The following is a 22566-nucleotide window of genomic DNA, read 5'->3' as shown; positions in this document are numbered from 1 at the left end:
ATGCCTTGACAGTTAGAAATCTACCTACTAGTTGGTAGGCAAACTAAACGAGAGATCCGACCATGTCTGGACAAATGAACGATCACAGCCGCGCCCCGTCTTCGAACGCTTGGCTCAAAAGCTACTATTATCTGCGCTTTGCCGTATCGGCGGCCTGGGTCCTAGCGACCTTCACCGTCGCCGGGACGGTTCCGACGCTCGCCGCGGTCATGCTGGTGGCTTACCCCGCCTGGGACGCGCTCGCCAACTATGTCGACGCGAAGCGCAGCGGCGGTCTCGGCCGCAACYGGTCGCAGCTGCTCAATTTCGTCGTCAGCATCCTCACCGCGATCGCGGTCGCCATCGCGCTTGGCCACAGCATGAACGCGGTGCTCGCGGTCTATGGCGTCTGGGCCGCGATCTCCGGAGCGTTTCAGCTGCTCACCGCGCTGCGTCGCTGGAAGACCAATGGCGCTCAGTGGGCGATGATCCTGAGCGGCGCCCAGTCGGCGCTGGCCGGCCTATTCTTCGTCAGGATGGCGGGCGRCACGGAGGCAATCGGCATCGCCAACGTGGCGCCCTATGCCGCTTTCGGCRCCTTCTACTTCCTGGTGTCCGCCGTGTGGCTTTCGGTCAGCGATATCCTCGCCAAGTCGCCGCAAGCCGCGCGTTGAGATTTCCGACGCTGGAGGTTAGGCATGTCCATGGATAAGCCCTCGAACACTGCCCCTTCGAATACCGCCGATGACATACTGGCCGCCGCGCGACGCTTCATCGTCGCCGGCGGCTATAACGGCTTCAGCTACGCCGATATCGCCGAGGTGGTCGGTATCCGCAAGGCCAGCATCCATCATCATTTTCCGAGCAAGGTCGACCTCGTGCAGACCCTGGTCAGGCGCTATCTCGAGGACGCCGTCACGGGCATGACGGAACTGGAACGCAATGTGCCCGGGCCGGCCGAGTTGCTGCGAACCTATACCGGCTTCTGGGCGCAGTGCATCAAGGACGCGAGCAGGCCGATCTGCGTCTGCGCCTTGCTCGCCAGCGAACTTCCGGCCCTTCCGCCTGAGGTGGCCGTGGAGGTCCGGGCCTATTTTCAGTTTCTCTCGGGGTGGCTGACCCGCGTCTTCGAGCGCGGCGCCGCGCAGGGGACATTGACGATCGCCGCCGCGCCGCGCGCCGAAGCGGAAGCCTTCATGGCGACCGTGCACGGGGCGATGATTTCCGCGCGGGCCTATGGCGATGTCCTGACCTTCGGYATGATCCTGGCGCCGACATTGCAGAAGCTGATCCCCGCAACCGACTGACGTGAACAATGGAAGGATTGGTGCGGGACGGTTCGACCGCGACCTAAGATGGATTACGCCGCGACCGCCGTTGATTGCACAGGCGACGCGCGCGGCCTGATCGGACTCGGTTTCAGTCAGACCTATGCGCCAAGTTATGYGACCTCAGCCAATAGATTAGATTATGCTAATATGATATAAGCAAAGGCGAGAGGGCGCAAATCCATGGGCCGGTTTCTGGGGCATCTAGCCTGGGTATGTCTTGTTTCGGCCAGCCACGCCAACGCCCACAGCTGGTATTCGGGCAAAACCGACCCGGTTCTCCATCTCGAATGCTGCGGCGGTCACGATTGTCATCCTGTCACGTCAAGCGATGTCAGATCGACGCCGGAGGGCTATTACGTCAGGCAACCGCAGCCCTATGCCCGCAATGACCCGCCGACGGGCGAATGGTTTGTCCCACGAGATCGCGTCCAATCGGCTCCCGACGACAAGTACCATATCTGTGAAAATCTCTATCCGACGTACCGCGTCGGCAAATTGCGGATGCGATGGACATGTTTCTTCGCGCCGCGAACCACCGCATCGCTTTCAAACTGAGGCGCTTCACAAAAGGCCTTCCATTGCGAGGGGACATTGGTGCGATGAGTCAATTTGGCGGCGAACCAGTTCGCGACCCCGCGGATCTCGGCTTCGACACGACGCGGCTGAAGCGACTGAAGCGGTGGATGCAGCGCTATGCCGACACCGGGCGCTGGCCTGGTGGCGCCGTGCTCATCGCCCGCCACGGAAAGCTCGCCTTTTTCGACTGCGCCGGATACGCCGACGTCGAAGCCAGGCGGCCTTGGCAACGTGACCTCATCGCCCGCATCTACTCGATGACCAAACCGGTCACCGCCGTCGCRCTGTTGATGCTGTACGAGGAGGCGCGCGTGCATCTCGACGATCCGGTCGAAGTCTACCTGCCGGAATTCAAGGACATGCAGCTTTTGATACCGGGCGCAACCTCGCTCGACCAGACGGTGCCCGTCAAAACGAGGCCGACGATCCATCATCTGCTGACCCACACATYGGGCCTGAGCCTCTTTACCGGCCCGCGCCTGCTTGGTGAGGCCTATGCCAAGGAAGCGCTCGGCCTCGCCAAGGACTATGGCGGGCTCGACAAGATGGTGCGCAGGATCGCCGAGCTACCATTGGAATGGGAGCCCGGCACGCGGTGGCAATACAGCGCGGGGTCCGATGTCATCGGCCGCATCGTGGAAGTCGTTTCCGGACTGACGCTCGACAAGTACTTTGCGAAGCGCATTTTTGAGCCCCTCGGCATGGCCGACACCGGCTTCTCCGTACCGGACACCGGGATCGGCCGCTTTCCCCCGATGTATGAGGTGACCGCGGCCGGCATGGCCTTGAACGAAGCGCCAGAGGTTTCGGCATGGCGRCAAGGCAAGGTTGATACGTTTTGCGGCGGCGGTGGGCTCGTCGGAACCATCGACGATTACTGGCGGTTTGCCGAAATGCTGCGTGCTGGAGGTGAGCTGAACGGCGAGCGCATCCTCAGTTCCCGCACTCTGAGATTGGCGGCATGCAATCATCTGCCGGGCGATCTTGCTTCGTTGGCAACCGAGGTTTGGGCCGAGACTCAGTTTGACGGCGTCGGGTTCGGTCTGTTGGGYTCCGTCGTCCTCGATCCGGCCAAGGCGCAAATTTCGGCGCAAGCGGGCGATTATGGCTGGGGCGGGGCGGCAGGCACCTTCTTCTGGGTGAGTCCGGTCGACGACATGGTGGTCATTCTCTTCACGCAACTGCTGCCTTCGAGCGCTATTCCGGTGCGCAAGGAGCTGCGCGCGCTCGTCCATGGTGCGCTGACGGGAGCGTGAGGCTCGTCACTCTGACAGCGCCTGGGTGATTGCGCGATCAAGCCGCCTGCGCCATCCGCTCCGCGCTCATGCGATAGGAAATCGCCTCGGCGAGATGGATGCGGCCGACGGTTTCGCTGGCGTCGAGGTCGGCCAGCGTGCGCGCCACCTTCAAGACGCGGTGATAGGCCCGCGCCGAGAAGCCGAGCTTTTCGCTGGCGTCCTTGAGCAGCGTCAGGCCGGCGGCATCGGGCTTGGCGACCTCCTCGATGATCGAAGGCGGGCAATGCGCGTTGGTGGTGGCGGCAGCCCCCAGCCGTTCCAGCCGTTCGCGCTGGATGGTGCGCGCACGCGCCACGCGCTGCGCCACCGCGGCGCTCGTCTCGGCCTTGTCCGGCCGGATCAGGTCGCTTGCCGAGACCGCCGGCACCTCGATCCGAAGGTCGATGCGGTCGAGCATCGGACCGGAAATGCGCGCCTGGTACTCGGTGCGGCAACGGTCGCCGCGCAGGCAGCGATAGCCGGGCTCGCCCGACATGCCGCAGCGGCACGGATTCATCGCGGCCACCAGTTGGATGCGCGCCGGATAGGTGACGCGGTGGTTGGCGCGCGCGATCATGCAGTCGCCCGTCTCCAGCGGCTGGCGCAACGCGTCCAGCGTCTGCGGTGAAAATTCCGGCAATTCGTCGAGGAACAGCACGCCGTGATGGGCGAGCGAGGCTTCGCCTGGACGCGCGCGCAGGCCGCCGCCGACCATCGCCGCCATCGAAGCGGAGTGATGCGGGGCGCGGAACGGCCGCCGGTCGGTGAGCTTGCCTTCGCCGAGCTCGCCGGCGACGGACGCGATCATCGAGACTTCGAGCAGCTCCTTGGGCGCCAGCGGCGGCAGGATCGAGGGCAGCCGCTGCGCCAGCATCGACTTGCCGGCGCCGGGCGGCCCGACCATCAGGAGATTGTGCCCGCCGGCGGCCGCCACCTCCAGCGCCCGCTTGGCGCTTTCCTGGCCCTTGATGTCGGCGAGGTCGGGAAGATCGCGCGCCGCCAGCTGGATGCCGGCCTCGGGCCGCGACAGCACCTGCGTGCCGCGAAAATGGTTGGCGATGGCGATCAGGCTGCGCGGCGCAAGGATGTCGAAATCCTTGCCGGCCCAGGCCGCCTCCGGCCCGCAGGCGAAGGGGCAGATCAGGCCCTTGTTCTCCGCATTGGCGCCGATGGCCGCCGGCAGCGCGCCGGCCACGCCCGCGATCGTGCCGTCGAGCGACAATTCGCCAAGCACCACATAGCCGGCCAGCATGTCGCCCGGAATGGCGCCAAGCGCCGCCATCAGGCCGAGCGCGATCGGCAGGTCGTAATGGCTGCCTTCCTTGGGGAGATCGGCCGGCGCGAGGTTCACCGTCACCTTCTTCGACGGCATCGACAGGCCGGATGCATGGAGCGCTGCCTGCACGCGCTCGCGGCTTTCGGCCACCGCCTTGTCCGGCAGGCCGACGATCTGCATGCCGACCTTGCCCGGCCCGACCATCACMTGGACATCGACCGGCAAGGCCTCGATGCCCTGGAAAGCCACCGTGCGAACCCGCGCCACCATGTTTCCCGCGCCCCCGGATGCAGTTCCCCGCGACGCTGCCATCAGCCCGCGCAAGACCTCACGCCAGACAACCACAGTTTTGYGGCCGAGGCAAGAACATTACGGGAACATCGTTCCCGCTCATGCAACGGGCGTCGTGGCGAGAATTACCCCCGCTTCCCTTCCACGCAATCCCAGAACAGGGCCGCGATATCCGCGCCGCCGAAGCGCTGCACTTCGCGCACGCCGGTCGGCGAGGTGACGTTGATCTCGGTCATGTAGTCGCCGATCACGTCGATGCCGACGAGGATGAAACCGCGTTCCTTCAGCGCCGGTCCGATGCGGGCGCAGATCTCGCGCTCGCGCTCCGTCAGCTCGGTCTTCTCGGCGCGGCCGCCGACATGCATGTTGGAGCGGGAATCGTGCTCGGCCGGCACGCGGTTGATGGCGCCCACCGGCTCGCCGTCGATCAGGATGATGCGCTTGTCGCCCTTGCGCACGTCCTTGAGGTAGCGCTGCACGATATAGGGCTCGCGGAACAGCTGGCCGAACATCTCGAGCAGCGAGGCGAGGTTGCGGTCGGCCTCGTGCAGATGGAAGATGCCGGCGCCGCCATTGCCGTAGAGCGGCTTGACGATGATGTCGCCGAATTCCTTGCGGAAGGCGGCCACCTCCTGAGGGTCCTTGGTGATCAGCGTCTCCGGCATTAGGTCCGGGAACTCGGTGACGAAGATCTTTTCCGGACTGTTGCGCACCCAGGCCGGATCGTTGACCACCAGCGTCTTGGGATGGATGCGCTCCAATATGTGCGTGGTGGTGATGTAGTTCATGTCGAAGGGCGGGTCCTRCCRCAGCAGCACCACGTCCATCTCGGAARGGTCGGTGCGCACTTTCTCGCCGAGCGAATAGTGGTTGCCCTTCTCGTCGCGCACCTGCATCTCCTCGATGCGCGCGAACACCTTGCCGTCCCGCATCGACAGCCGGTCGGGCGTGTAATGGAAGAGCTTGTGGCCGCGCCGCTGGGCCTCCAGCGACAGCGCGAAGCTCGTGTCGCCGGCGATCGACACGGTGGAGACATGGTCCATCTGGACAGCGATTTTCAGCGGCATCTCGGGTCTCCGGCGAACTCAGCCGCCGATATAAGGAAATTGGCGGCGTCTGCCAATCGTGCTCGCTTGGTGCAGACGCTCAGAGACTGCTTCGAAATTCGCTCTGGCGAGTCATATGGTGGTGGTTTCGAGAACCGGAGCGCAGCGGACTTTTGGTCCGTGAGCACCGGAAGCGCAGAAAACGCCATCAGATGGCCGCCAGAGTAGAATTTCCAAACGGTCTCAGCGGTCGAAGACCAGCCTGGAATAGCCCAGGAAGGACAGCGTCATCGCGACGATCGAGGCGATGGCGAGCGCCGCCAGCGGCGGCAGCGCCGGCAGCGCGAGCAGGATGGCGCAATAGACCAGGTAATTGACGATGCTGGTGGCGATGCCGACGCCGCCATAGCGGGCGCCTTCCTCCGCGAGGCCCCGGCTCGACGGCGCGAAGGTCAGGTGGCGGTTGATCTGCCAGGTGACGCAGAGCGCGAAGCCGATCGACAGCACGCGCGCCAAGAGCGGGCCGAGCGGCGTGGTGGCAAGCAGCAGCCAGAGCGCCGCCGCGTCGGCGGCGAAACCGATGCCGCCGGCGACGGCGAAGCGGAAGAGGCGGCCCACTAGATCGTGATGGCGTTTTCCTTGGATCGCCCTCACGATCTAACTCGTTGTTGGAGCATGATCTTCTCCGAAAACCGGTTCCCACTTTTCGGGATCATGCTCTAAGCCGCCCGTGGGGCCTTGCCCGGCTCGCTCTTCGGCAAGGCCTGCCCGGCTGCCTGGCGCTCGGCACGGCCGGAGGAAATCGACAAATAGAAGATGCGCTTCTGCTCGGCCCGGCCGCGCGACACCGAATCGAGGATGAAGCCGGTCATCATCGAGAGCATGGCCAGAAGCAGCATGCCGATCGACAGCACCCAGGTCGGCATGCGCGGCACGAGCCCCGTCTCGGCGAATTCGACCAGCACCGGGATCATCAGGCCGATGCTGGCGGCCAGGAAGAACAGCGCAAAGGTGCCGAAGAAGCGCAGCGGCTGCGTCTCCTTCACCAGCATGGCGAACATCCACAGGATCCTGGCGCCGTCGCGGAAGGTCGACAGTTTCGACGACGAGCCCTCCGGGCGGCGGCCGTAATCGAGCGCCATCTCGCTCACCGGCAGTTTCAGCTGCGAGGCATGCACCGACATCTCGGTCTCGATCTCGAAGCCGCCGGAAACGGCTGGGAAACTCTTGACGAAGCGGCGCGAAAACACCCGGTAGCCGGAGAAGATATCGGTGAAGTCGGTCCCGAACAGGCCCTTGTAGAGGCGGTTGAAGACGCGGTTGCCGAAGGCGTGGCCGTTGCGGCCGGCATCGTCGGTCACGCCGCGCCTGGTGCCCACCACCATGTCGGAGCGTTCGGTCTGCAGGACGTTGATCAGCTGCGGCGCATCCTCCGGCGCGTAGGTGCCGTCGCCGTCGGCCATCACATAGATGTCGGCGTCGATGTCGGCGAACATGCGCCGCACCACATTGCCTTTGCCCTGACGCGGCTCGCGCACGACGATGGCGCCGGCGGCGCGGGCCTTCAGCGCCGTGAGGTCCTTGGAGTTGTTGTCGTAGACATAGATCGCGGCCGAAGGCAGCGTCTCACGGAAGCGCCGCACGACCTCGCCGATCGTCAGCTCCTCATTGTAGCAAGGCAGGAGCACGGCGATGACCGGCTCGTGGCGGACTRCATGCGRCATGTCTGTCTCCGGGCGCCCGACCCAGCCTCCGACCGTCTCTCATGCCGRCCCCGTCGAGCCGTTTTACTATTTATTGAAGCCGTTAAGGCTAGGTTTAAACCGATCCTCTCCTTCAAAGGCCACGGCAAATGGGCACAGCCGAGAACGGCGCCGCCACCTGGAAGTCCGATCTGGCGCTGGCGCTGCTGGCGGCCCTGCTCGCCTTCGCCTTCGACGCGTGGACAGGCTTCGGCCAATTGACCGATGCAGGCGGCGACAACGACAATCTGCTGCGCCTCGTCGAGGTCCGCGACCTGCTGGCGGGCCAGGGCTGGTTCGACCTGCACCAGTACCGGATGGGGATGGAAGGCGGCTTCGTCATGCACTGGTCGCGGCTGGTCGACGCGCCGATCGCCGTGATCGCGCTTGCCGCCTCGGCGCTCACCGGCAGCAGGCCGCTCGGCGAGGACGTGGCGGAGGTGCTGTGGCCGGCGCTGCTCTTCTGGTCGACCTTGTTCTTCACCGCCCGCGCCRCGCGCAGCTTCGGCGGCGGTGGCGCGGTGCTGCCCGYCATCCTGGTCGGCGCCGCCGGCTATTACTTCATCGGCATCTACGACCCCGGCGCGCTCGACCACCACAACGTCCAGCTGATGCTCACCATGGCGAGCCTCGCTTTGCTGCTCGAAGCGCCCGCGCGGCGCCGGGCCGCGCTGTTGTCCGGCCTCTGCGCCGCGCTGACGCTCGCCGTCGGCATGGAAACCGTGCCTTATGTCGCCACCATCGGCCTTTGCGTGGCGCTGCTGTTCGTCGCCGATCCGGACGGCGAGCGGACGATCGCCCGGGATTTCGGCCTCGGTTTCGCCGGCATCGCGGCGGTTGTCTTCGTCACGACGGTTCCGCCTTCCGCATGGGGCGCGGCGCAGTGCGATGCCTTCTCGGTCGCGCAGTTCATCGTCGCGGCCACTGCCGGCGCGGGGCTGGCAGCCATCGCCTCCATCGAGCCCGCCGTAGGCAGCTGGCGGCGCCGGCTGGGGTCGCTCGCCGTGCTGGGGGCGGTTCTCGGCCTGGTCGTTGCGGTGTTCTTCCCGCAATGCCTCTCCGCGCCCTATGGCTCCCTCGACCCGCGCCTCAAGGAGCTGTGGCTTGACCATGTCGACGAGGCCCAGTCGCTGCTCACGCTCATCGTCCGCGATCCGGCGCGCGTCGCGGCGCGCTATGCGACGCCGCTGGTGGCGATCATCCTGATGGCGCTGCGTCTGCGCCGCGGCGGCTGGCGGCGGCAGGACAGCCTCGTCACGGCACTGCTGGCCATCGCTTTCGCGGTCGGCGCCTGGCAGGTGCGCGCCACTACCTTCTCGATCGCCTTCGCGGTCATCCCGCTGTCGGCCTGGATCGCCAAATGGCGGGCGCGAGCCGAAACCAGCTCCTCGCTCGGCGTGGCGCTGCGCCTTGCAGCCGTCTGGCTGGTCTCGATCAACCCGGTCTGGACAGGCGTCGCCGCGGCCGCCTCTGTGGCGTTGGATAAAGGCAAACCCGTCGGCGACGGCGGGGCCGCGGACACGACCTGCGAGAAGAAGGCCAGTTTCGCGCCGCTCGGCGGCATGGCCGATACCACCGTGCTGGCGATCTCCAATCTCGGAGCGCCGGTGCTGGCCTATAGCAGCCATCGCGTCTTCGCCGGCCCCTATCACCGCAATGTCGCCGGCAATCTCCTGGCGCTGGACGCCTTTCTCGGCTCGGCCGATGACGCGCGCGCAATCGTCGAGGCGCATCGTGTCGGCCTTGTCGCCGTCTGCCCCGGCAATGTCGAGACCGTGATCCTGACCCGAAAGGCGCCGCAGGGCTTCCTGGCCGACCTGCTGCGCGGCAGGGTGCCGGACTGGCTCGAGCCGATCAGCGAGAAAGAGAGCCCGGTCTCCCTCTATCGCGTCAGGCAAGCCGGCTAAGAGCAATTCCAGGAAAAGTGCGCGGCGGGTTCCGCGAATAACCGCGTGAGGAGGTTCGAAGCGCGACCTTTTTTGGGGACCTTCGGAAAATCGATTTTCTCGATACTTTTCCTAAACGCTTTGCTGCCAGTGTGAAGAGAAATACCGCCGTAAGAACAGGGACATGATGCAAACGACGTTTGGCACCGGTCAGCCAGGCAAGGAAAACACGGATCTGGCCTTTACGGATTCGTTGACCGGGCTCGGCAACCATCGTCGCTTCTTCGACAAGGTCGATCRCCTGATCAGCGACCGCGCCGACGATCCCGCGCCCTTCACCGTCGGCATTCTCGACCTCGACGGCTTCAAGCCGATCAACGACCTGTTCGGCCACAAGGCCGGCGACGACATCCTGGTCCAGGTGGCGATGCGGCTGCGCGCCTCGATGGATGGCTATTCCACCGTATGCCGCATCGGCGCCGACGAGTTCGCCTATCTCTACCCGATGGTGTTCTCGGAGGAGCAGGCGGCCGAGAAGTCGCGCATGCTGATCGAGATCCTGTCGGCGCCCTACGATGTCGGCGAGCGCACCGCCAGGCTCTCGGCCTCGGTCGGCTGCTCGCTGTTCTATTCCGGCGACGAGACCACCGAGATTCTGATCAACAAGGCCGAGACCGCGCTCTATCACGCCAAGCGTTCGGGCCGCGGCCGCGTCGTCGTCTACACCCGCGAGATGGAGGAGGCGGCCAAGCGCGTCACCCGCATCGAGCAGGCGCTGCGACGCGCCGTCTCGGCCGGCGAGGTCGAGCCGCATTTCCAGCCGATCGTCGACCTGAACAGCCGCCGCACCATCGGCTTCGAGACGCTGGCGCGCTGGACCGACCGCGATCTCGGCGTCGTGCCGCCATCGGTCTTCATCCCGATCGCCGAGGAACGCGGCATCATCGGCCCGCTGTCGCAGTTGGTGCTGCGCAAGGCGACCGAGGCGGCGCGCAGCTGGCCGAAAGAGCTGTTCCTGTCCTTCAACCTGTCGCCCTCGCAGCTCGTCGACCAGAACACCGGCCTGCATATCCTGGCGATCCTCGAGCGCACCGGCTTCGATCCGCGCCGGCTGGAGATCGAGATCACCGAGACCGGCCTGATGAACGACCCGGCCTCGGCCGAGAAGATCGTCGAGGATCTGCGGCGCGTCGGCATCCGCGTCTCGCTCGACGATTTCGGCACTGGACAGTCGTCGCTCGGACGCCTGCGCGAATTCCATTTCGACAAGCTCAAGATCGATCGCGCCTTCGTCTCCTCCATCCTCGACGACCGCCCGTCCGAGCATATCATCCGCGCCATCCTCGCCATGTGCGAAGGGCTCGGCATGGATGTCGTGGCCGAAGGCATCGAGGACGAGGCTCAGGCCGATCGCCTCGTCCAGTTCGGTTGCGCCGGCGGCCAGGGCTACCTGTTCGGCAAGCCGGCCGATGCCGACGCCACGCTCGGCTATCTGCGCGATTCCTATCGCGGCGCGCTGCACGCCAAGGCGATTTGACCGGGCTTTTGGGAATCGCATAGGGCGGCGCCGGCCCCCTTATCCGGCCGCTTCGCGGCGACCTTCTCCCGCTGGGGAGAAGAGGCTAGCGCCGACGCCGGCAATCTCCTCCCCCTCGGGGTCCGAAGGACGGGCGAGACCCGTGGCTCGCCCCGGAATGGTCAGCCGAACGAAGCGGAGGCAGGGTGAGGGGGAGTGCCTCATTTGTCGGACATAAGCTGCCGAATCCGCCTTTTCACCCTTGCCCCCCGGCCCGGCGTGGCTAGGATGCGCGCCGGCCAAAGGGAGAAAAGATCATGATGCCATCGGCGCTTTTCGCCGACCTCGACGGCGCCTCGGTGCTGATCACGGGCGGTGGCTCCGGCATCGGCGCGGCGCTGACCGAAGGTTTCATGCGGCAGAACGCGAAAGTCRCCTTCATCGACATCGCCGACAAGCCGAGCGCGGCCCTTGCCGACCGGCTGGAGAAGGAGCTCGGCCGCCGCCCGCTCTATCTCAAGGCCGATTTGCGCGACATCGGGGCGCTGCGCGCCGCCGCGGCGAAAGCTGCCGAGGCGCATGGCGACGTGACGGTGCTGGTCAACAACGCCGCGCTCGACGACCGCCATGCCGTGGAGGATGTCACGGTCGAGTTCTGGGACAACAATCTCGCCATCAACCTGCGGCCGCATTTCTTCACCGCGCAGGCCGTGGCGCCGGGCATGAAGCGCGCCGGCGGCGGCTCGATCATCAACTTCACCTCCACCTCCTATCTGATCAACCATCCCGATATGCCGGCTTATACCGCGGCTAAGGCAGGCATACTCGGCCTGACAAAAGGCCTCGCCGGCAAGCTCGGGCAGAACCGCATCCGGGTCAACGCGGTGGCGCCCGGATGGGTCATCACTGAACGCCAGCGCGAGCTTTGGGTCACGGATGAAGGGCTGGCCGCCCATGTCGCCAAGCAATGCATCAAGGACGTCATGCAACCTGACGACATGGTCGGCACGGTGCTGTTCCTGGCCTCGGATGCCTCACGCATGCTCACCRCCCAGATGCTGATCGTCGACGGAGGCTTCCTGTGAGTCCGGCGCCCGCGGTCGCCGCGCTCGACTGGGGCACGACCAGGCTCAGGGCCTGGCTGCTCGACGGCTCAGGCAAGGTGCTTGCCGAGCGGCGCGGAGACGACGGGCTGATCACCGCCCGCGAAAAAGGTTTTGCCAGGGTGCTGGAAGGCCATCTGGACGCCATGGGCGCGCCGGACACGCTGCCGGTCATCATCTGCGGCATGGCCGGTTCCCGGCAGGGCTGGATCGAGGCGCCCTACGTCACCGTGYCGGCGCCGATCGGCGCCATCCTTGCGGGTGCGGCCCGCATCGAGGGCCTGAGCCGCGACATCCGCATCGTGCCCGGCCTCGCGCAGCGCCTGACTGAGGCGCCGGACGTCATGCGCGGCGAGGAAACCCAGCTTGCCGGCGCCGGTTTGCCGGCAAAGGGGCAGCACCTCGTCTGCATGCCGGRCACGCATTCGAAATGGGTCGCTGTCGCGGACGACGCCGTCGAAGGCTTCGGCACCTGGCCGACCGGCGAATTGTTTTCCGTATTGGCCGCGCACTCGATCCTGAAACATTCGCTCGGCGAGCATCCCGCTCCGGTCGCGGCGGACAGCCCATTCTTCCGGCAATGGTGCGAACGGGCCTTGGGCGAGGGCGGCGACGTCACCTCGAAACTGTTTGCCATCCGCGCCGCCGGGCTTCTGCAGGACTTGCAGTCCACCGATGCGGCGGCATGCCTGTCCGGGCTTCTGATCGGCGGCGAGATCGCCTCGGCCAAGCGACGCTACGGCGCAAGCGAGGCGCCGGTCGTGCTGGTCGCCTCAGGCGCGCTGGCGACGCTTTATGGCGCGGCGCTCGGCCTTGCCGGCCTTGCTTTTCGCACGGTCGACGCCGATGAAGCGGTGCGCGCCGGCCTCGCCGAGGCCGCGCGCGAGAACGGCATGATTGGAGGCGCTTCATGAGCCAGACCGCACCCTTCCCGAAGCTCAAGCGCGGCCTGGTCGCCATCTTGCGCGGTCTCAAGCCGTCCGAGGCCGTGGCGATCGGCCGGGCGATCCATGACGCCGGTATCGAGGCGATCGAGGTGCCGCTCAATTCGCCGGAGCCGTTCGTCTCCATCGCCGATCTGGTCAAGACGCTGCCGCAAACAGCGCTGATTGGCGCCGGCACGGTGCTGACCGCCGCCGATGTCGACGGCCTGCACAAGGCCGGCGGCAAGTTGCTGGTCAGTCCGAACATCGATGCCGAGGTCATGGGCCGCGCCATGCATCATGGCATGGTGACGATGCCGGGCGTGTTCACGCCCACCGAGGCCTTCCAGGCGATCCGGTTAGGAGCCTCGGCGCTGAAATTCTTCCCGGCGAGCGTGCTTGGATCGAGCGGCATCGCGGCGGTGCGCGCGGTGCTGCCGGCAACGACGCTGGTCGGCGCCGTCGGCGGCGTCTCGGACAAGGACTTTGCCGGCTACAAGGCGGTCGGCGTCAGCGTCTTTGGCCTCGGGTCCAGCCTCTACAAGCCGGGCGCGTCGGTCGAGGACGTCGCGCTGCGCGCCCGCGCCGCGGTCGCCGCCTGGGACGAAGCCTTCGGAGGATGACGATGGACGGCGTTTCGGTTTTTTCCGATCATATCTGCGAACTTGGCGAAGGCCCGAGCTACGATCCCGCCACCGACACTTTGTTCTGGTTCGACATCGTCAATGGCAAACTCCTGGAAAAGCCGCTCGCCGGCGCGCTGAAAATCCATGATCTCGGCGTCATGGCCAGCGCCATCGCCGTCATCGACGACGAGCGCCAGCTCATCGCCACAGAGACCGGCCTGCAGGTCCGCGACGTGAAAACCGGCAGGCTGACGATGCACACGCCGATCGAGGCCGACAACCCGCTGACGCGCTCCAACGATTCGCGCGTCCATCCCTGCGGCGCGCTGTGGACCGGCACGATGGGCAAGGGCGAGGAGAAGGGCGCCGGCTCGATCTACTGGTTCTTCAAGGGCGAATTGCGCCGGCTGTTTTCGGGCATCACCGTCTCGAATTCCATCTGCTTCTCGGAGGACGGCAAAATCGCCTACTACACCGACACAGCGACCGGGCTGCTGATGCGCGTCGCCTGCGATCCGGCGACCGGTCTGCCGGCCGGCGAAGTGAAAGTGTTCGTCGATCACCGCTCCTCGAAAGGCTATATCGACGGTTCGGTCGTCGATCGCGACGGCGTGCTGTGGAACGCCGTCTGGGGCGGCAAGGCGGTGAAGGCCTATGCGCCGGACGGCACGCTGCTGCGCGAGATCGCGATGCCGGTGACGCAGGCTTCCTGCCCCGCCTTTGTCGGCGCGAAAGCCGATCGCCTCGCCGTGACCTCGGCCTGGAGCGGCAAGGACGAAAAACAGCGCGCTCTCGATCCGCAGGCCGGGATGACCTTCCTGCTCGATATCCCGGTCAACGGCCGCTTCGAGCCGCGGGTGCTGATCGCCTAAGGCAGGTCAGCACTATCAGGCAATCGCCTTGGCCCGGTCGGTTTCCCGCAAGCCGGCCGCTGCGGCCATGCGATGGTAGCGCCTGATTTCGCCCGGAGCATTCGATGCCGCAGCCGACGCTGATCCTTGTCTACGAACCGGAAAGGCCCTGTTTCGACCGGCTCGTCGCCGCCGGCTATCCAACGGAGCGCGCCATCGAGATCTCCTCTTATCTGGCGCAGTCGACCGACCTCGCACCGGAGTTCGACCTGCTCGCGGCAGCTTGCGGGAAGCGGGGGATCGCTTTCAAGCCTGTCGAGCTCGACAATGCGGCGCCGGTTCTGGCGAAGGCCGATCCCGCGAGCACGCTGGTCTGGACGTTGACCGACGGCATAGCCTATTTCCGCGGCGGGGCAGCACCCGCAATGGCCCGCCTCAACGGCCTGCGCACCATCGGCGCCGACGATTCGCTGTTCGCGCTCTGCCAGGACAAGCTCCGCTCCGGCGCCGTGCTCGGCGCGCTCGGCCTGCCGGCGCCGCAGGCCGGCCTTGCCCGCAACGGCGAGTGGCTGGTCGAACCGCCGGCCTCGCCGAAAGGCTGGTTCGTGAAGCCCAACCGACTGGGCGCCAAGATCGGCATCTGGCCGGATTCGCGCATCGGCTATCTCGGCCACGCGCTGGAGCTTAGCCGGCGTGTCTTTTCCCACTATCGCGACGACGTCGTCGTCCAGCCCTATGTCGCCGGCCGCAATGTGCGGGCGAGCTTCCTGGGGTTGAAGCCCGAAACCGGCGTCGAGGCCTTGGGCATCTTCTTCGTCGATTCCGGCGGCGATTTCCAGACCATGGCCGACTCGATGGCGCTTTATGGCGATACCGGCCAGGCGGCGAAGGATGCGGGCACCTATGTCGAGCCGGAGCTTGAGGCGGTCGGCGCCAGTCAGCCGGAGGCGGATCGGAAAATCCGCGCCGTCGCGCAGAGGCTGATCGGCGGCCTTGGCTTGCGGGATGTCTTTTCCATCGATTTCAGGGTCGAGGCCGACGACACCGTGCACCTCATCGAGTTCGAAGTCTGCCCCGGCCTGCCCTGCTTCGATTTCCGCGACTATTGCCGCAGGGAGTGGGGCATGAGCCTTGCCGATGCGATGGCCGAGACGGCAGCGAGCCGGTTGCGGTCGTGACACTCATGATTGGCTGAGACCTAACGACTTCGTCATTCCAGGGTCTGCGCTGCGTCGCTACGCTCCTTGCTCCACCCGTGGATGACGAAATGATGGACGTTCCGGCGAATCTCCAATGAACCGTGGGCGCCTTGCTGTCTCCGCCGCTCGCACAGGCCCGCATTGCAACACCCGCGCCTTGACGCATGGTTCTTCGCCTCTACTGTCGCGGCTCTGTCAACGAGAGCCGCGCAATGAACACAACGCCCGTCAGCGTTCAAAGTCTCCACCATCATCTAAGGCGCATGGGCGGGCGCGACCCGCATGAGACGCATCGCGTCGCCACGCCGCTCGAGCTGCTCTTCGACCTGACCTTCGTCACCGCTTTCGGCCTTGCCGCCTCGCAGCTGGCGCACGCCCTGGCAGAGGGCCATTACGCGGTCGGCCTGCTCGRCTTCRGCTTCGCCGGCTTCGCCATCTGCTGGGCCTGGATCAATTTCTCTTGGTTCGCCTCGGCCTATGACACCGACGACTGGCTTTTCCGCCTCATCACCATGGTGCAGATGATCGGCGTGCTGGTGCTGGCCATCGGCCTGCCGCGCATGTTCGCCTCGATCGAGCATGGCGAGCATCTCGACAATTCCATCATGGTGCTGGGCTACGTCATCATGCGCGTCGCCATGATCTTCCAGTGGCTGCGCGCGGCAAGGCAGGATCCGGCGCGTCGCGACATCTGCCTCACCTATGTCACGGCTATCGCCATCGCCCAGATCGGCTGGGTGGTGCAGATCCTGGTCGATTTCTCGATCGAGACCAGCGCCGTGCTCGCCGTCGTCCTGMTGCTGGTAGAGCTCGCCGGGCCCGTGCTCGCCGAGCGCAGAAACGGCGGCAYGCCCTGGCACGCGCATCACATGGCCGAACGCTATAGCCTGTTCGCCATCATCGCGCTCGGCGAAGGGGTCGTCGGCACGCTGGCCTCGCTGTCGGCCGTGGTCGAGGAGCAGGGTTGGAACCTCGATGCCGCCCTTGTCGGCGTCGCCGGCACCGGTCTCACCTTCGGCATGTGGTGGTGCTACTACATGCTGCCCTCGGCGCCGGTGCTGCATGCGCACCGCGACCGCTCATTCGTCTGGGGTTACGGCCAGATGGTCATCGTGGCCGCGATCGTCGCCACCGGCGCCGGCCTGCATGTCGCGGCCTATTTCATCGAGCACAAGACCCAGACCGGGCCGCTGGCGACACTGCTCTCGACCGCGATTCCGCTGACCATTTTCCTCGGCGGGATCTATGCGCTCTACTATTACCTCGTGCAGCGCTTCGACCCGTTCCACATCTGGCTGCTGCTGGCCACGGCGGCGGTCACCGCACTCGCCGTCGTCGCCGCCATTGCAGGCGTGGACATGGCGGTGTGCCTGATCATCCTGACGCTGGCGCCGGCGGTCACCGTCGTCGGCTACGAAATCCATGGTMATCGCCACCAGGCGGAATCRCTCGCCATGGACGAGCGGCACACGCTGCACTGACGGAGGGGCGAGAGCTTTAGTGCGTTRCGCAATTCCTGACGGAAAACCGCTCACACTTTTCCTGGAATTGCTCTAGATGCCCTCGACCAGCACGATCTCGCCGTCGGCCACTTTCTGGCGGATGGCGACGGCGCGCTGGTATTCCGGCGAGTGGTAGCAGTCATGCGCCGCCGCCAGCGATTCGAACTCGATGATGACGTTGCGGGCGCGCCCCGGACCCTCGGCCTTTTCGTGCTCGCCGCCGCGCGCCAGGAACTTCGCGCCGAAGCGGTCGAAGGCGAGCTTCGCGGCCGCGACATAGTCCTTGTAGCCCTCGGCGTCGCGCACATCGACACGGGCGATCCAATATCCCTTGGGCATTCTTCTTCTCCTGTTTGCGTTGTCCGAACGAGGACTGGTCCTCAGGCCGAMAGCATCTCTGCGAGGATCGCCTCGGCCGCCGCGCGCCGGTCCGGCGCGGCGACGATCGGCCGGCCGACGACCAGGTGGCTGGAGCCGTTGCGGATCGCCTGCGCCGGGCTCACCACGCGCTTCTGATCGCCATGGTCGCTGCCCGACGGCCRGATGCCCGGCGTCACCACCGCCAGGTCGGGGCCGACGATGCGGCGCACCGCTTCGGCCTCCTCGGCCGAGCAGACGACGCCGCCCATGCCGGCATGCAGCGTCTGTTCGGAGCGCCTGAGCACCAGCGTGTGCGGGTCGTATTCATAACCGGCGTCGATCACGTCCTGCTCGTCCATCGAGGTCAGCACCGTCACGCCGAGCAGGCAAAGCTCGCTGCCCCTGGCCGCCTCGACAGCCGCTCTCATGGTTTTGGGATAGGCATGCAGCGTCAGCATCGTCACGCCCATCTTGACGATGTTCTCGACGCCCTTGGCGACCGTATTGTCGATGTCGAGCAGCTTCATGTCGAGGAACACTTTGGTGCCGCCGCTGGCGAGCTCCCGCGCGAAGTCGAGCCCGCCGGCGAAGGCGAGCTGGTAGCCGATCTTGTAGAACGAGATGGCGCCTTCGRGCTCGCGCACCGCCTTCTCGGCTTCCTTCAGCGTCGGCACGTCGAGCCCGACGATCAACCTGTCCCGCATCGTGTCGGCCTCCGCGAAATTGATCACGCCTCGATCCGGGTGGACAGCATGCGCGAGGTTTCGATCAGTGTACGGCATAGGCGCTCCATCGATTGGTGTAGTCTGGCGTCCCTGAATCGTCCGTCCTCGGCGAAGGCTTCGCCGGCCTCGGAAACCGAGCATTCGGGCGTGATCACCTCCATCTGGCAACGCACCAGCACCGCGCGCAGATGGTTGATGYAGCGTATGCCGGCGAACTTGCCTTCCGAGGATGAGCAGAGAGCGACGGGCTTGCCGTAGAGCGGCCTGAACGAACGGCTGCCCTCGCGCCGTATCCGRCTCWCCCAGTCGATCGCGTTCTTGAGCAAGGGCGGGATCGAGCCGTTATATTCGGGCGTCGCGATCAGCAACCCGTCATGCGCGGCGATCTGGCGGCCAAGCTTGATCGCGTTCTCGGGGATGCCTTTTTCCTTTTCCAGGTCCTCGTCCATGATCGGCAGTGGATAGTCGCGGAGCGAGATGCGCGTCACCTCCGCGCCCTGCATGGCGAGCTCCTTCTGCGCCACATCGGCCGTCCGGCCGCTATAGGCGCCGGTGCGGACCGAGCCGGCGAAGACGAGGATTCGTGGGATCACTGCCATTGGCCACCCTTGTTCGGGGACAGGTACAGCCAAGGAGCATTCAAATCAACGGCCGGATGAGGGAATAGGCATTAGGCAGTAGGGGAATGGGCGGTTCGATTTCCAGACTTTTCCCTACTGCCTATTCCCTACTGCCTTCTCGTCTAATGCGCTGCGCGCCGGTAGATCCACAGCTGCGTCGGCGGGATGTTGCGGAAGATGAAATCGAAATGYTCGACCGTGTAGTCGCCGCGCCCGRCCGGGATCGGCGACAAYGGGCCGTAGGTGAGCTGCACGATAGGCCGTCCGGCGGGAATGCGGTCGAGCAGGCTTTCGACATAGGCGATGCGCTGGGCGACCGGGAAATTGAGCAGCGGCACRCCAGAGACGACCGAATCGAACACCATGTCGCGCTTGTCGCCGAGCGTGGCATTGAGATTGAAGGCGTCTCCCTCGATCACGTTGACTCCGGGATAGAGCCCGCGCAGATGGCGCACGAAGTCGGTCGAATATTCGACCGCGTAGAGGTTTTCGGGCTTCACGCCCTGGGCGAGGATGGCGCGGGTGATGACGCCGGTGCCGGGGCCGACCTCGAGCACAGGCAGGCCGGATCTCGGATTGACGATCGACGCCATCTTGCGGGCGGTGATGGAACTGGTGGGAACGATCGAGCCGACCGTCTTCGGCTTGTCGATCCAGCCTTTGAAGAACTTCAGCTCGTCGTCGAATTTTTCGGCCAGCGCTTTGCGCAACCCGGGACTACGTGCCATCACGAGCTCTCCTCAATGCTCCGCCCCCGATCCGCTACTTAGCAGGTGGGTGGGACAAGGCAAGGCGTCAAGCTGGCATAAGGTGTTGATGACGCTTGGGAAGCCGATCGCGCCCTCCCATGCCGTGCGAAATGCGGGGCTGCGGCGATCAGCTCTCGCCGAACGATTCGAAGAAGTCCTTCATGCGCGCGAAGAAGCCGCTCGACTGGGGCGAATTTTCCTTCGAGGAGAGCTGCTCGAACTCTTCCAGCAATTCGCGCTGGCGGCGCGTCAGGTTCTGCGGCGTCTCGACCGCCGTCTGGATATAGAGGTCGCCGACATTGGGCTGGCGCAGCACCGGCATGCCCTTGCCCTTCAAGCGGAACTGGCGGCCATTCTGGGTGCCTTCCGGCACCTTCACCTTGGTTTGCGTGCCGTCGAGCGTGGTGACCTCGAAGGAACCGCCAAGGGCGGCCGTCGTCATCGAGATCGGCACCTTGCAATAGAGATCGGCGCCGTCGCGCTGGAAGAATTCGTGCGGCTTGACCGCGAGGAAGATGTAGAGGTCGCCGGACGGTCCGCCGCGCAGGCCCGCCTCGCCCTCATTGGCAAGCCGGATGCGGGTGCCGTCCTCGATGCCGGCCGGGATGTTGACCGACAGCGAGCGCTCCTCGGTGACGCGGCCCTGGCCGGCGCATTTCGGGCAGGGATCCTTGATCGTCTGGCCGCGGCCCTGGCATTGCGGGCAGGTCCGCTCGATAGAGAAGAAGCCTTGCGTGGCGCGCACCTTGCCATGGCCATGGCACATCGAGCAGGTCACCGGCTGCGTGCCGGGCTTGGCGCCGCTGCCGGAGCATTCCGAACAGGAGATGGAGGCCGGCACATGGATCTGCGCGGTCTTGCCGGAGAAAGCTTCTTCCAGCGTGATTTCCATGTTGTAGCGCAGGTCGGCGCCGCGCTCGCGGCCGCCCGACGAGCGGCGCTGGCGACCGCCCATCATGTCGCCGAAAATGTCCTCGAAGATGTCGGCGAAGCCGCCGGCGCCGAAGCCGTGCGCCGCGCCGTTCATGCCGCCCTCGAAGGCAGCGTGGCCGAAGCGGTCATAGGCGGCGCGCTTCTGCGGGTCCTTCAGCGTCTCGTAGGCTTCGTTGATTTCCTTGAACTTGTGCTCGCAGGCATGGTCGCCGGGGTTGCGGTCGGGGTGGMACTGCATGGCGAGCTTACGAAAAGCGCTCTTTAGCTCCTTGTCGTCGGCGCCCCTTTGCACGCCCAGCGTTTCGTAGAAATCAGCTTTCATTTTTTCCCGCTGTCCGGATGCTCAATGTCTTCAAGCATTGTTGGCAATCTTTGCCGGCATGGTCTTGGATTTAGGAGCGATGTTTCCCGGATGCTAGTACCAAGCCGGGGCAGCTCCGGGTTTTTCGTCATTTTTTCGGTCAGGGTTGCAAAAAAGCCCGGCCTTGCGCCGGGCTTTTGCACTTATTCGCCGTCAGCCGGCTCAGGCCGACTTCTTCTTGTCGTCGTCTTCGTTGATTTCCTCGAAGTCGGCGTCGACCACGTCCGAATCCTTGGCGGCATCCGCCTTGGCGTCGGCTTCGGCCGCTTCCTTCTGCGAGGCCTCATACATGGCCTGGCCGAGCTTCATCGAGGCTTCGGCGAGCGCCTGCGACTTGGCCTCGATGTCGGCCGGGTCGTCGCCTTCGGCGGCGGTCTTCAGCGCGGCAATCGCATCCGAGATCGCGGCGCGGTCGGCCTCCGAGACCTTGTCGCCATAGTCCTTGAGCGACTTCTCGGACGAATGCACCAGCGCCTCGGCCTGATTGCGGGCCTCGACGAGAGCACGGCGCTTCTTGTCCGCCTCGGCATTGGCCTCGGCATCCTTCACCATCTTCTCGATGTCGGCGTCGGACAGACCGCCCGAAGCCTGGATGCGGATCTGGTGCTCCTTGCCGGTGCCCTTGTCCTTGGCCGAGACGTTGACGATGCCGTTGGCGTCGATGTCGAAGGTGACCTCGATCTGCGGCACGCCACGCGGAGCCGGCGGKATGCCGACCAGGTCGAACTGGCCGAGCARCTTGTTGTCGGCCGCCATTTCACGCTCGCCCTGGAAGACGCGGATCGTCACAGCCGACTGCGAATCCTCGGCGGTCGAGAAGGTCTGGCTCTTCTTGGTCGGGATCGTCGTGTTGCGCTCGATCAGCCGGGTGAACACGCCGCCCAGCGTCTCGATGCCCAGCGACAGCGGCGTCACGTCGAGCAGCAGCACGTCCTTGACGTCGCCCTGCAGCACGCCGGCCTGGATGGCGGCGCCGAGCGCGACGACCTCATCCGGGTTGACGCCCTTGTGCGGCTCCTTGCCGAAGAACTGCTTCACGATCTCCTGGATCTTGGGCATGCGGGTCATGCCGCCGACCAGAACCACTTCGTCGATCTCGCCAGCCTTCAGGCCGGCATCCTTGAGCGCCGCCTTGCAGGGCTCGATGGTGCGCTGCACGAGGTCCTCGACCAGGCTTTCGAACTTCGCCCGGGTGAGCTTCATCGTCAGGTGCTTCGGGCCGCTGGCGTCGGCGGTGATGAAGGGCAGGTTGATCTCGGTCTGCGTCGTCGACGACAGCTCGATCTTGGCCTTCTCGGCCGCTTCCTTCAGGCGCTGCAGCGCGAGCTTGTCGGCCTTGAGGTCGATGCCCTGTTCCTTCTTGAACTCGGCCGCCAGATATTCGACGAGCCGCATGTCGAAGTCCTCGCCGCCGAGGAAGGTGTCGCCATTGGTCGACTTCACCTCGAACACGCCGTCGCCGATTTCGAGCACCGAAATATCGAAGGTGCCGCCGCCAAGGTCATAGACGGCGATGGTCTTGCCGTCCTTCTTTTCCAGGCCGTAGGCAAGTGCTGCGGCCGTCGGCTCGTTGATGATGCGCAGCACCTCGAGACCGGCGATTCGGCCGGCGTCCTTGGTCGCTTGGCGCTGGGCGTCGTTGAAATAGGCCGGAACGGTGATGACCGCCTTCTCGACCTTCTCGCCGAGATAGG

General features: G+C 65.4%; 21 protein-coding genes. 11 read left to right on the top strand and 10 right to left on the bottom strand.

All coding sequences use genetic code 11. The features are described 5' to 3' along the window. Nucleotides 1-62 precede the first annotated feature (62 nt). From LCM4576_RS08935 to LCM4576_RS08925, 3 genes are all read left to right on the top strand, one after another. The gene (locus LCM4576_RS08935) at nt 63-653 is read left to right on the top strand and encodes a DUF308 domain-containing protein (protein ID WP_071031767.1); all 591 of its coding nucleotides are present in this window, start codon (nt 63-65) and stop codon (nt 651-653) included. A gap of 24 nt (nt 654-677) precedes the next feature. Next, nucleotides 678-1286, top strand: a complete 609-nt coding sequence (locus LCM4576_RS08930) for a TetR/AcrR family transcriptional regulator (RefSeq protein ID WP_244508188.1) — start codon at nt 678-680, stop codon at nt 1284-1286. Between the two features lie 536 nt (nt 1287-1822). Then, a complete protein-coding gene (locus tag LCM4576_RS08925; protein ID WP_244510725.1) occupies nt 1823-3142 on the top strand; it encodes a serine hydrolase in 1320 nt (439 codons plus the stop codon). A 37-nt stretch (nt 3143-3179) separates the two neighbouring features. On the opposite strand, the gene LCM4576_RS08920 is transcribed toward LCM4576_RS08925, so the two are convergent. The 4 genes from LCM4576_RS08920 to LCM4576_RS08905 form a co-directional block, all read right to left on the bottom strand. After that, complete coding sequence (locus LCM4576_RS08920) at nt 3180-4709, bottom strand: YifB family Mg chelatase-like AAA ATPase (protein ID WP_071031765.1); 1530 nt, start codon at nt 4707-4709, stop codon at nt 3180-3182. 146 nt (nt 4710-4855) lie between these two features. After that, on the bottom strand, nt 4856-5797 hold the full coding sequence (gshB, locus tag LCM4576_RS08915; protein WP_071031764.1) for a glutathione synthase: 942 nt from the start codon (nt 5795-5797) through the stop codon (nt 4856-4858). Nucleotides 5798-6019: 222 nt separating this feature from the next. Further along, nucleotides 6020-6430, bottom strand: a complete 411-nt coding sequence (locus LCM4576_RS08910; RefSeq protein WP_407067366.1) for a GtrA family protein — start codon at nt 6428-6430, stop codon at nt 6020-6022. Between the two features lie 65 nt (nt 6431-6495). Continuing rightward, nucleotides 6496-7500, bottom strand: coding sequence for a glycosyltransferase (locus LCM4576_RS08905; protein ID WP_071031762.1), 1005 nt, complete (start codon nt 7498-7500; stop codon nt 6496-6498). Nucleotides 7501-7628: 128 nt separating this feature from the next. Here LCM4576_RS08905 and LCM4576_RS08900 point away from each other — a divergent pair, with 128 nt between their 5' ends. From LCM4576_RS08900 to LCM4576_RS08865, 8 genes are all read left to right on the top strand, one after another. Continuing rightward, nucleotides 7629-9425, top strand: coding sequence for a polysaccharide biosynthesis protein GtrA (locus LCM4576_RS08900; RefSeq protein ID WP_071031761.1), 1797 nt, complete (start codon nt 7629-7631; stop codon nt 9423-9425). A 166-nt stretch (nt 9426-9591) separates the two neighbouring features. Beyond that, complete coding sequence (locus tag LCM4576_RS08895) at nt 9592-10941, top strand: bifunctional diguanylate cyclase/phosphodiesterase (RefSeq protein WP_071031760.1); 1350 nt, start codon at nt 9592-9594, stop codon at nt 10939-10941. A gap of 296 nt (nt 10942-11237) precedes the next feature. Beyond that, nucleotides 11238-12005: an SDR family NAD(P)-dependent oxidoreductase gene (locus LCM4576_RS08890; protein ID WP_071031759.1), complete on the top strand. Its 768-nt coding sequence runs from the start codon at nt 11238-11240 to the stop codon at nt 12003-12005. Continuing rightward, nucleotides 12002-12937 carry a 2-dehydro-3-deoxygalactonokinase gene (locus tag LCM4576_RS08885; RefSeq protein WP_071031758.1) on the top strand — a complete coding sequence of 312 codons (936 nt, stop codon included), beginning with the start codon at nt 12002-12004 and terminating at the stop codon, nt 12935-12937. Before LCM4576_RS08890 ends, LCM4576_RS08885 begins: the two co-directional genes overlap by 4 nt. Then, entirely contained in the window at nt 12934-13569 is a 636-nt protein-coding gene (locus LCM4576_RS08880) for a 2-dehydro-3-deoxy-6-phosphogalactonate aldolase (protein WP_071031757.1), read from the top strand. Before LCM4576_RS08885 ends, LCM4576_RS08880 begins: the two co-directional genes overlap by 4 nt. Before the next feature lie 2 nt (nt 13570-13571). After that, nucleotides 13572-14444: an SMP-30/gluconolactonase/LRE family protein gene (locus LCM4576_RS08875; protein WP_371410017.1), complete on the top strand. Its 873-nt coding sequence runs from the start codon at nt 13572-13574 to the stop codon at nt 14442-14444. Nucleotides 14445-14548: 104 nt separating this feature from the next. Next, complete coding sequence (locus LCM4576_RS08870) at nt 14549-15601, top strand: D-alanine:D-lactate ligase-like protein (RefSeq protein ID WP_040986455.1); 1053 nt, start codon at nt 14549-14551, stop codon at nt 15599-15601. A gap of 233 nt (nt 15602-15834) precedes the next feature. Continuing rightward, nucleotides 15835-17103 (top strand): low temperature requirement protein A, encoded by a 1269-nt coding sequence (locus tag LCM4576_RS08865; protein WP_198540225.1) that lies wholly within the window; start codon nt 15835-15837, stop codon nt 17101-17103. A 72-nt stretch (nt 17104-17175) separates the two neighbouring features. Here the strand turns inward: LCM4576_RS08865 and LCM4576_RS08860 are convergent, their stop codons facing one another. The 6 genes from LCM4576_RS08860 to dnaK form a co-directional block, all read right to left on the bottom strand. Then, the gene (locus tag LCM4576_RS08860) at nt 17176-17463 is read right to left on the bottom strand and encodes a DUF1330 domain-containing protein (RefSeq protein ID WP_040986451.1); all 288 of its coding nucleotides are present in this window, start codon (nt 17461-17463) and stop codon (nt 17176-17178) included. Between the two features lie 41 nt (nt 17464-17504). Beyond that, nucleotides 17505-18188 (bottom strand): orotidine-5'-phosphate decarboxylase, encoded by a 684-nt coding sequence (gene pyrF / locus LCM4576_RS08855; RefSeq protein ID WP_071031917.1) that lies wholly within the window; start codon nt 18186-18188, stop codon nt 17505-17507. Nucleotides 18189-18211: 23 nt separating this feature from the next. Continuing rightward, complete coding sequence (locus LCM4576_RS08850; protein ID WP_071031754.1) at nt 18212-18808, bottom strand: NADPH-dependent FMN reductase; 597 nt, start codon at nt 18806-18808, stop codon at nt 18212-18214. Nucleotides 18809-18951: 143 nt separating this feature from the next. Beyond that, nucleotides 18952-19557, bottom strand: a complete 606-nt coding sequence (pmtA, locus tag LCM4576_RS08845; RefSeq protein WP_071031753.1) for a phospholipid N-methyltransferase PmtA — start codon at nt 19555-19557, stop codon at nt 18952-18954. 148 nt (nt 19558-19705) lie between these two features. Next, nucleotides 19706-20833, bottom strand: a complete 1128-nt coding sequence (gene dnaJ / locus LCM4576_RS08840) for a molecular chaperone DnaJ (RefSeq protein ID WP_071031752.1) — start codon at nt 20831-20833, stop codon at nt 19706-19708. A 201-nt stretch (nt 20834-21034) separates the two neighbouring features. Beyond that, nucleotides 21035-22566, bottom strand: a 1532-nt coding sequence (gene dnaK / locus LCM4576_RS08835) for a molecular chaperone DnaK (protein WP_071031751.1), incomplete at its 5' end; no start/stop codon positions are given.

Source organism: Mesorhizobium sp. LCM 4576 (genome assembly GCF_001854815.1).
GTDB classification, from domain to species: domain Bacteria; phylum Pseudomonadota; class Alphaproteobacteria; order Rhizobiales; family Rhizobiaceae; genus Mesorhizobium; species Mesorhizobium plurifarium.
The sequence above is the reverse complement of the archived record's forward strand: the minus strand, read 5'-3'. Positions and strand labels throughout refer to the sequence as shown.

Bases quoted from the DNA above. Each gene is read 5' to 3' on its own strand.
- LCM4576_RS08880 (WP_071031757.1), top strand. From the start codon at position 12,934: ATGAGCCAGACCGCACCCTTCCCGAAGCTCAAGCGCGGCCTGGTCGCC.
- LCM4576_RS08875 (WP_371410017.1), top strand. From the start codon at position 13,572: ATGGACGGCGTTTCGGTTTTTTCCGATCATATCTGCGAACTTGGCGAA.
- LCM4576_RS08870 (WP_040986455.1), top strand. From the start codon at position 14,549: ATGCCGCAGCCGACGCTGATCCTTGTCTACGAACCGGAAAGGCCCTGT.
- LCM4576_RS08860 (WP_040986451.1), bottom strand. From the start codon at position 17,463: ATGCCCAAGGGATATTGGATCGCCCGTGTCGATGTGCGCGACGCCGAG.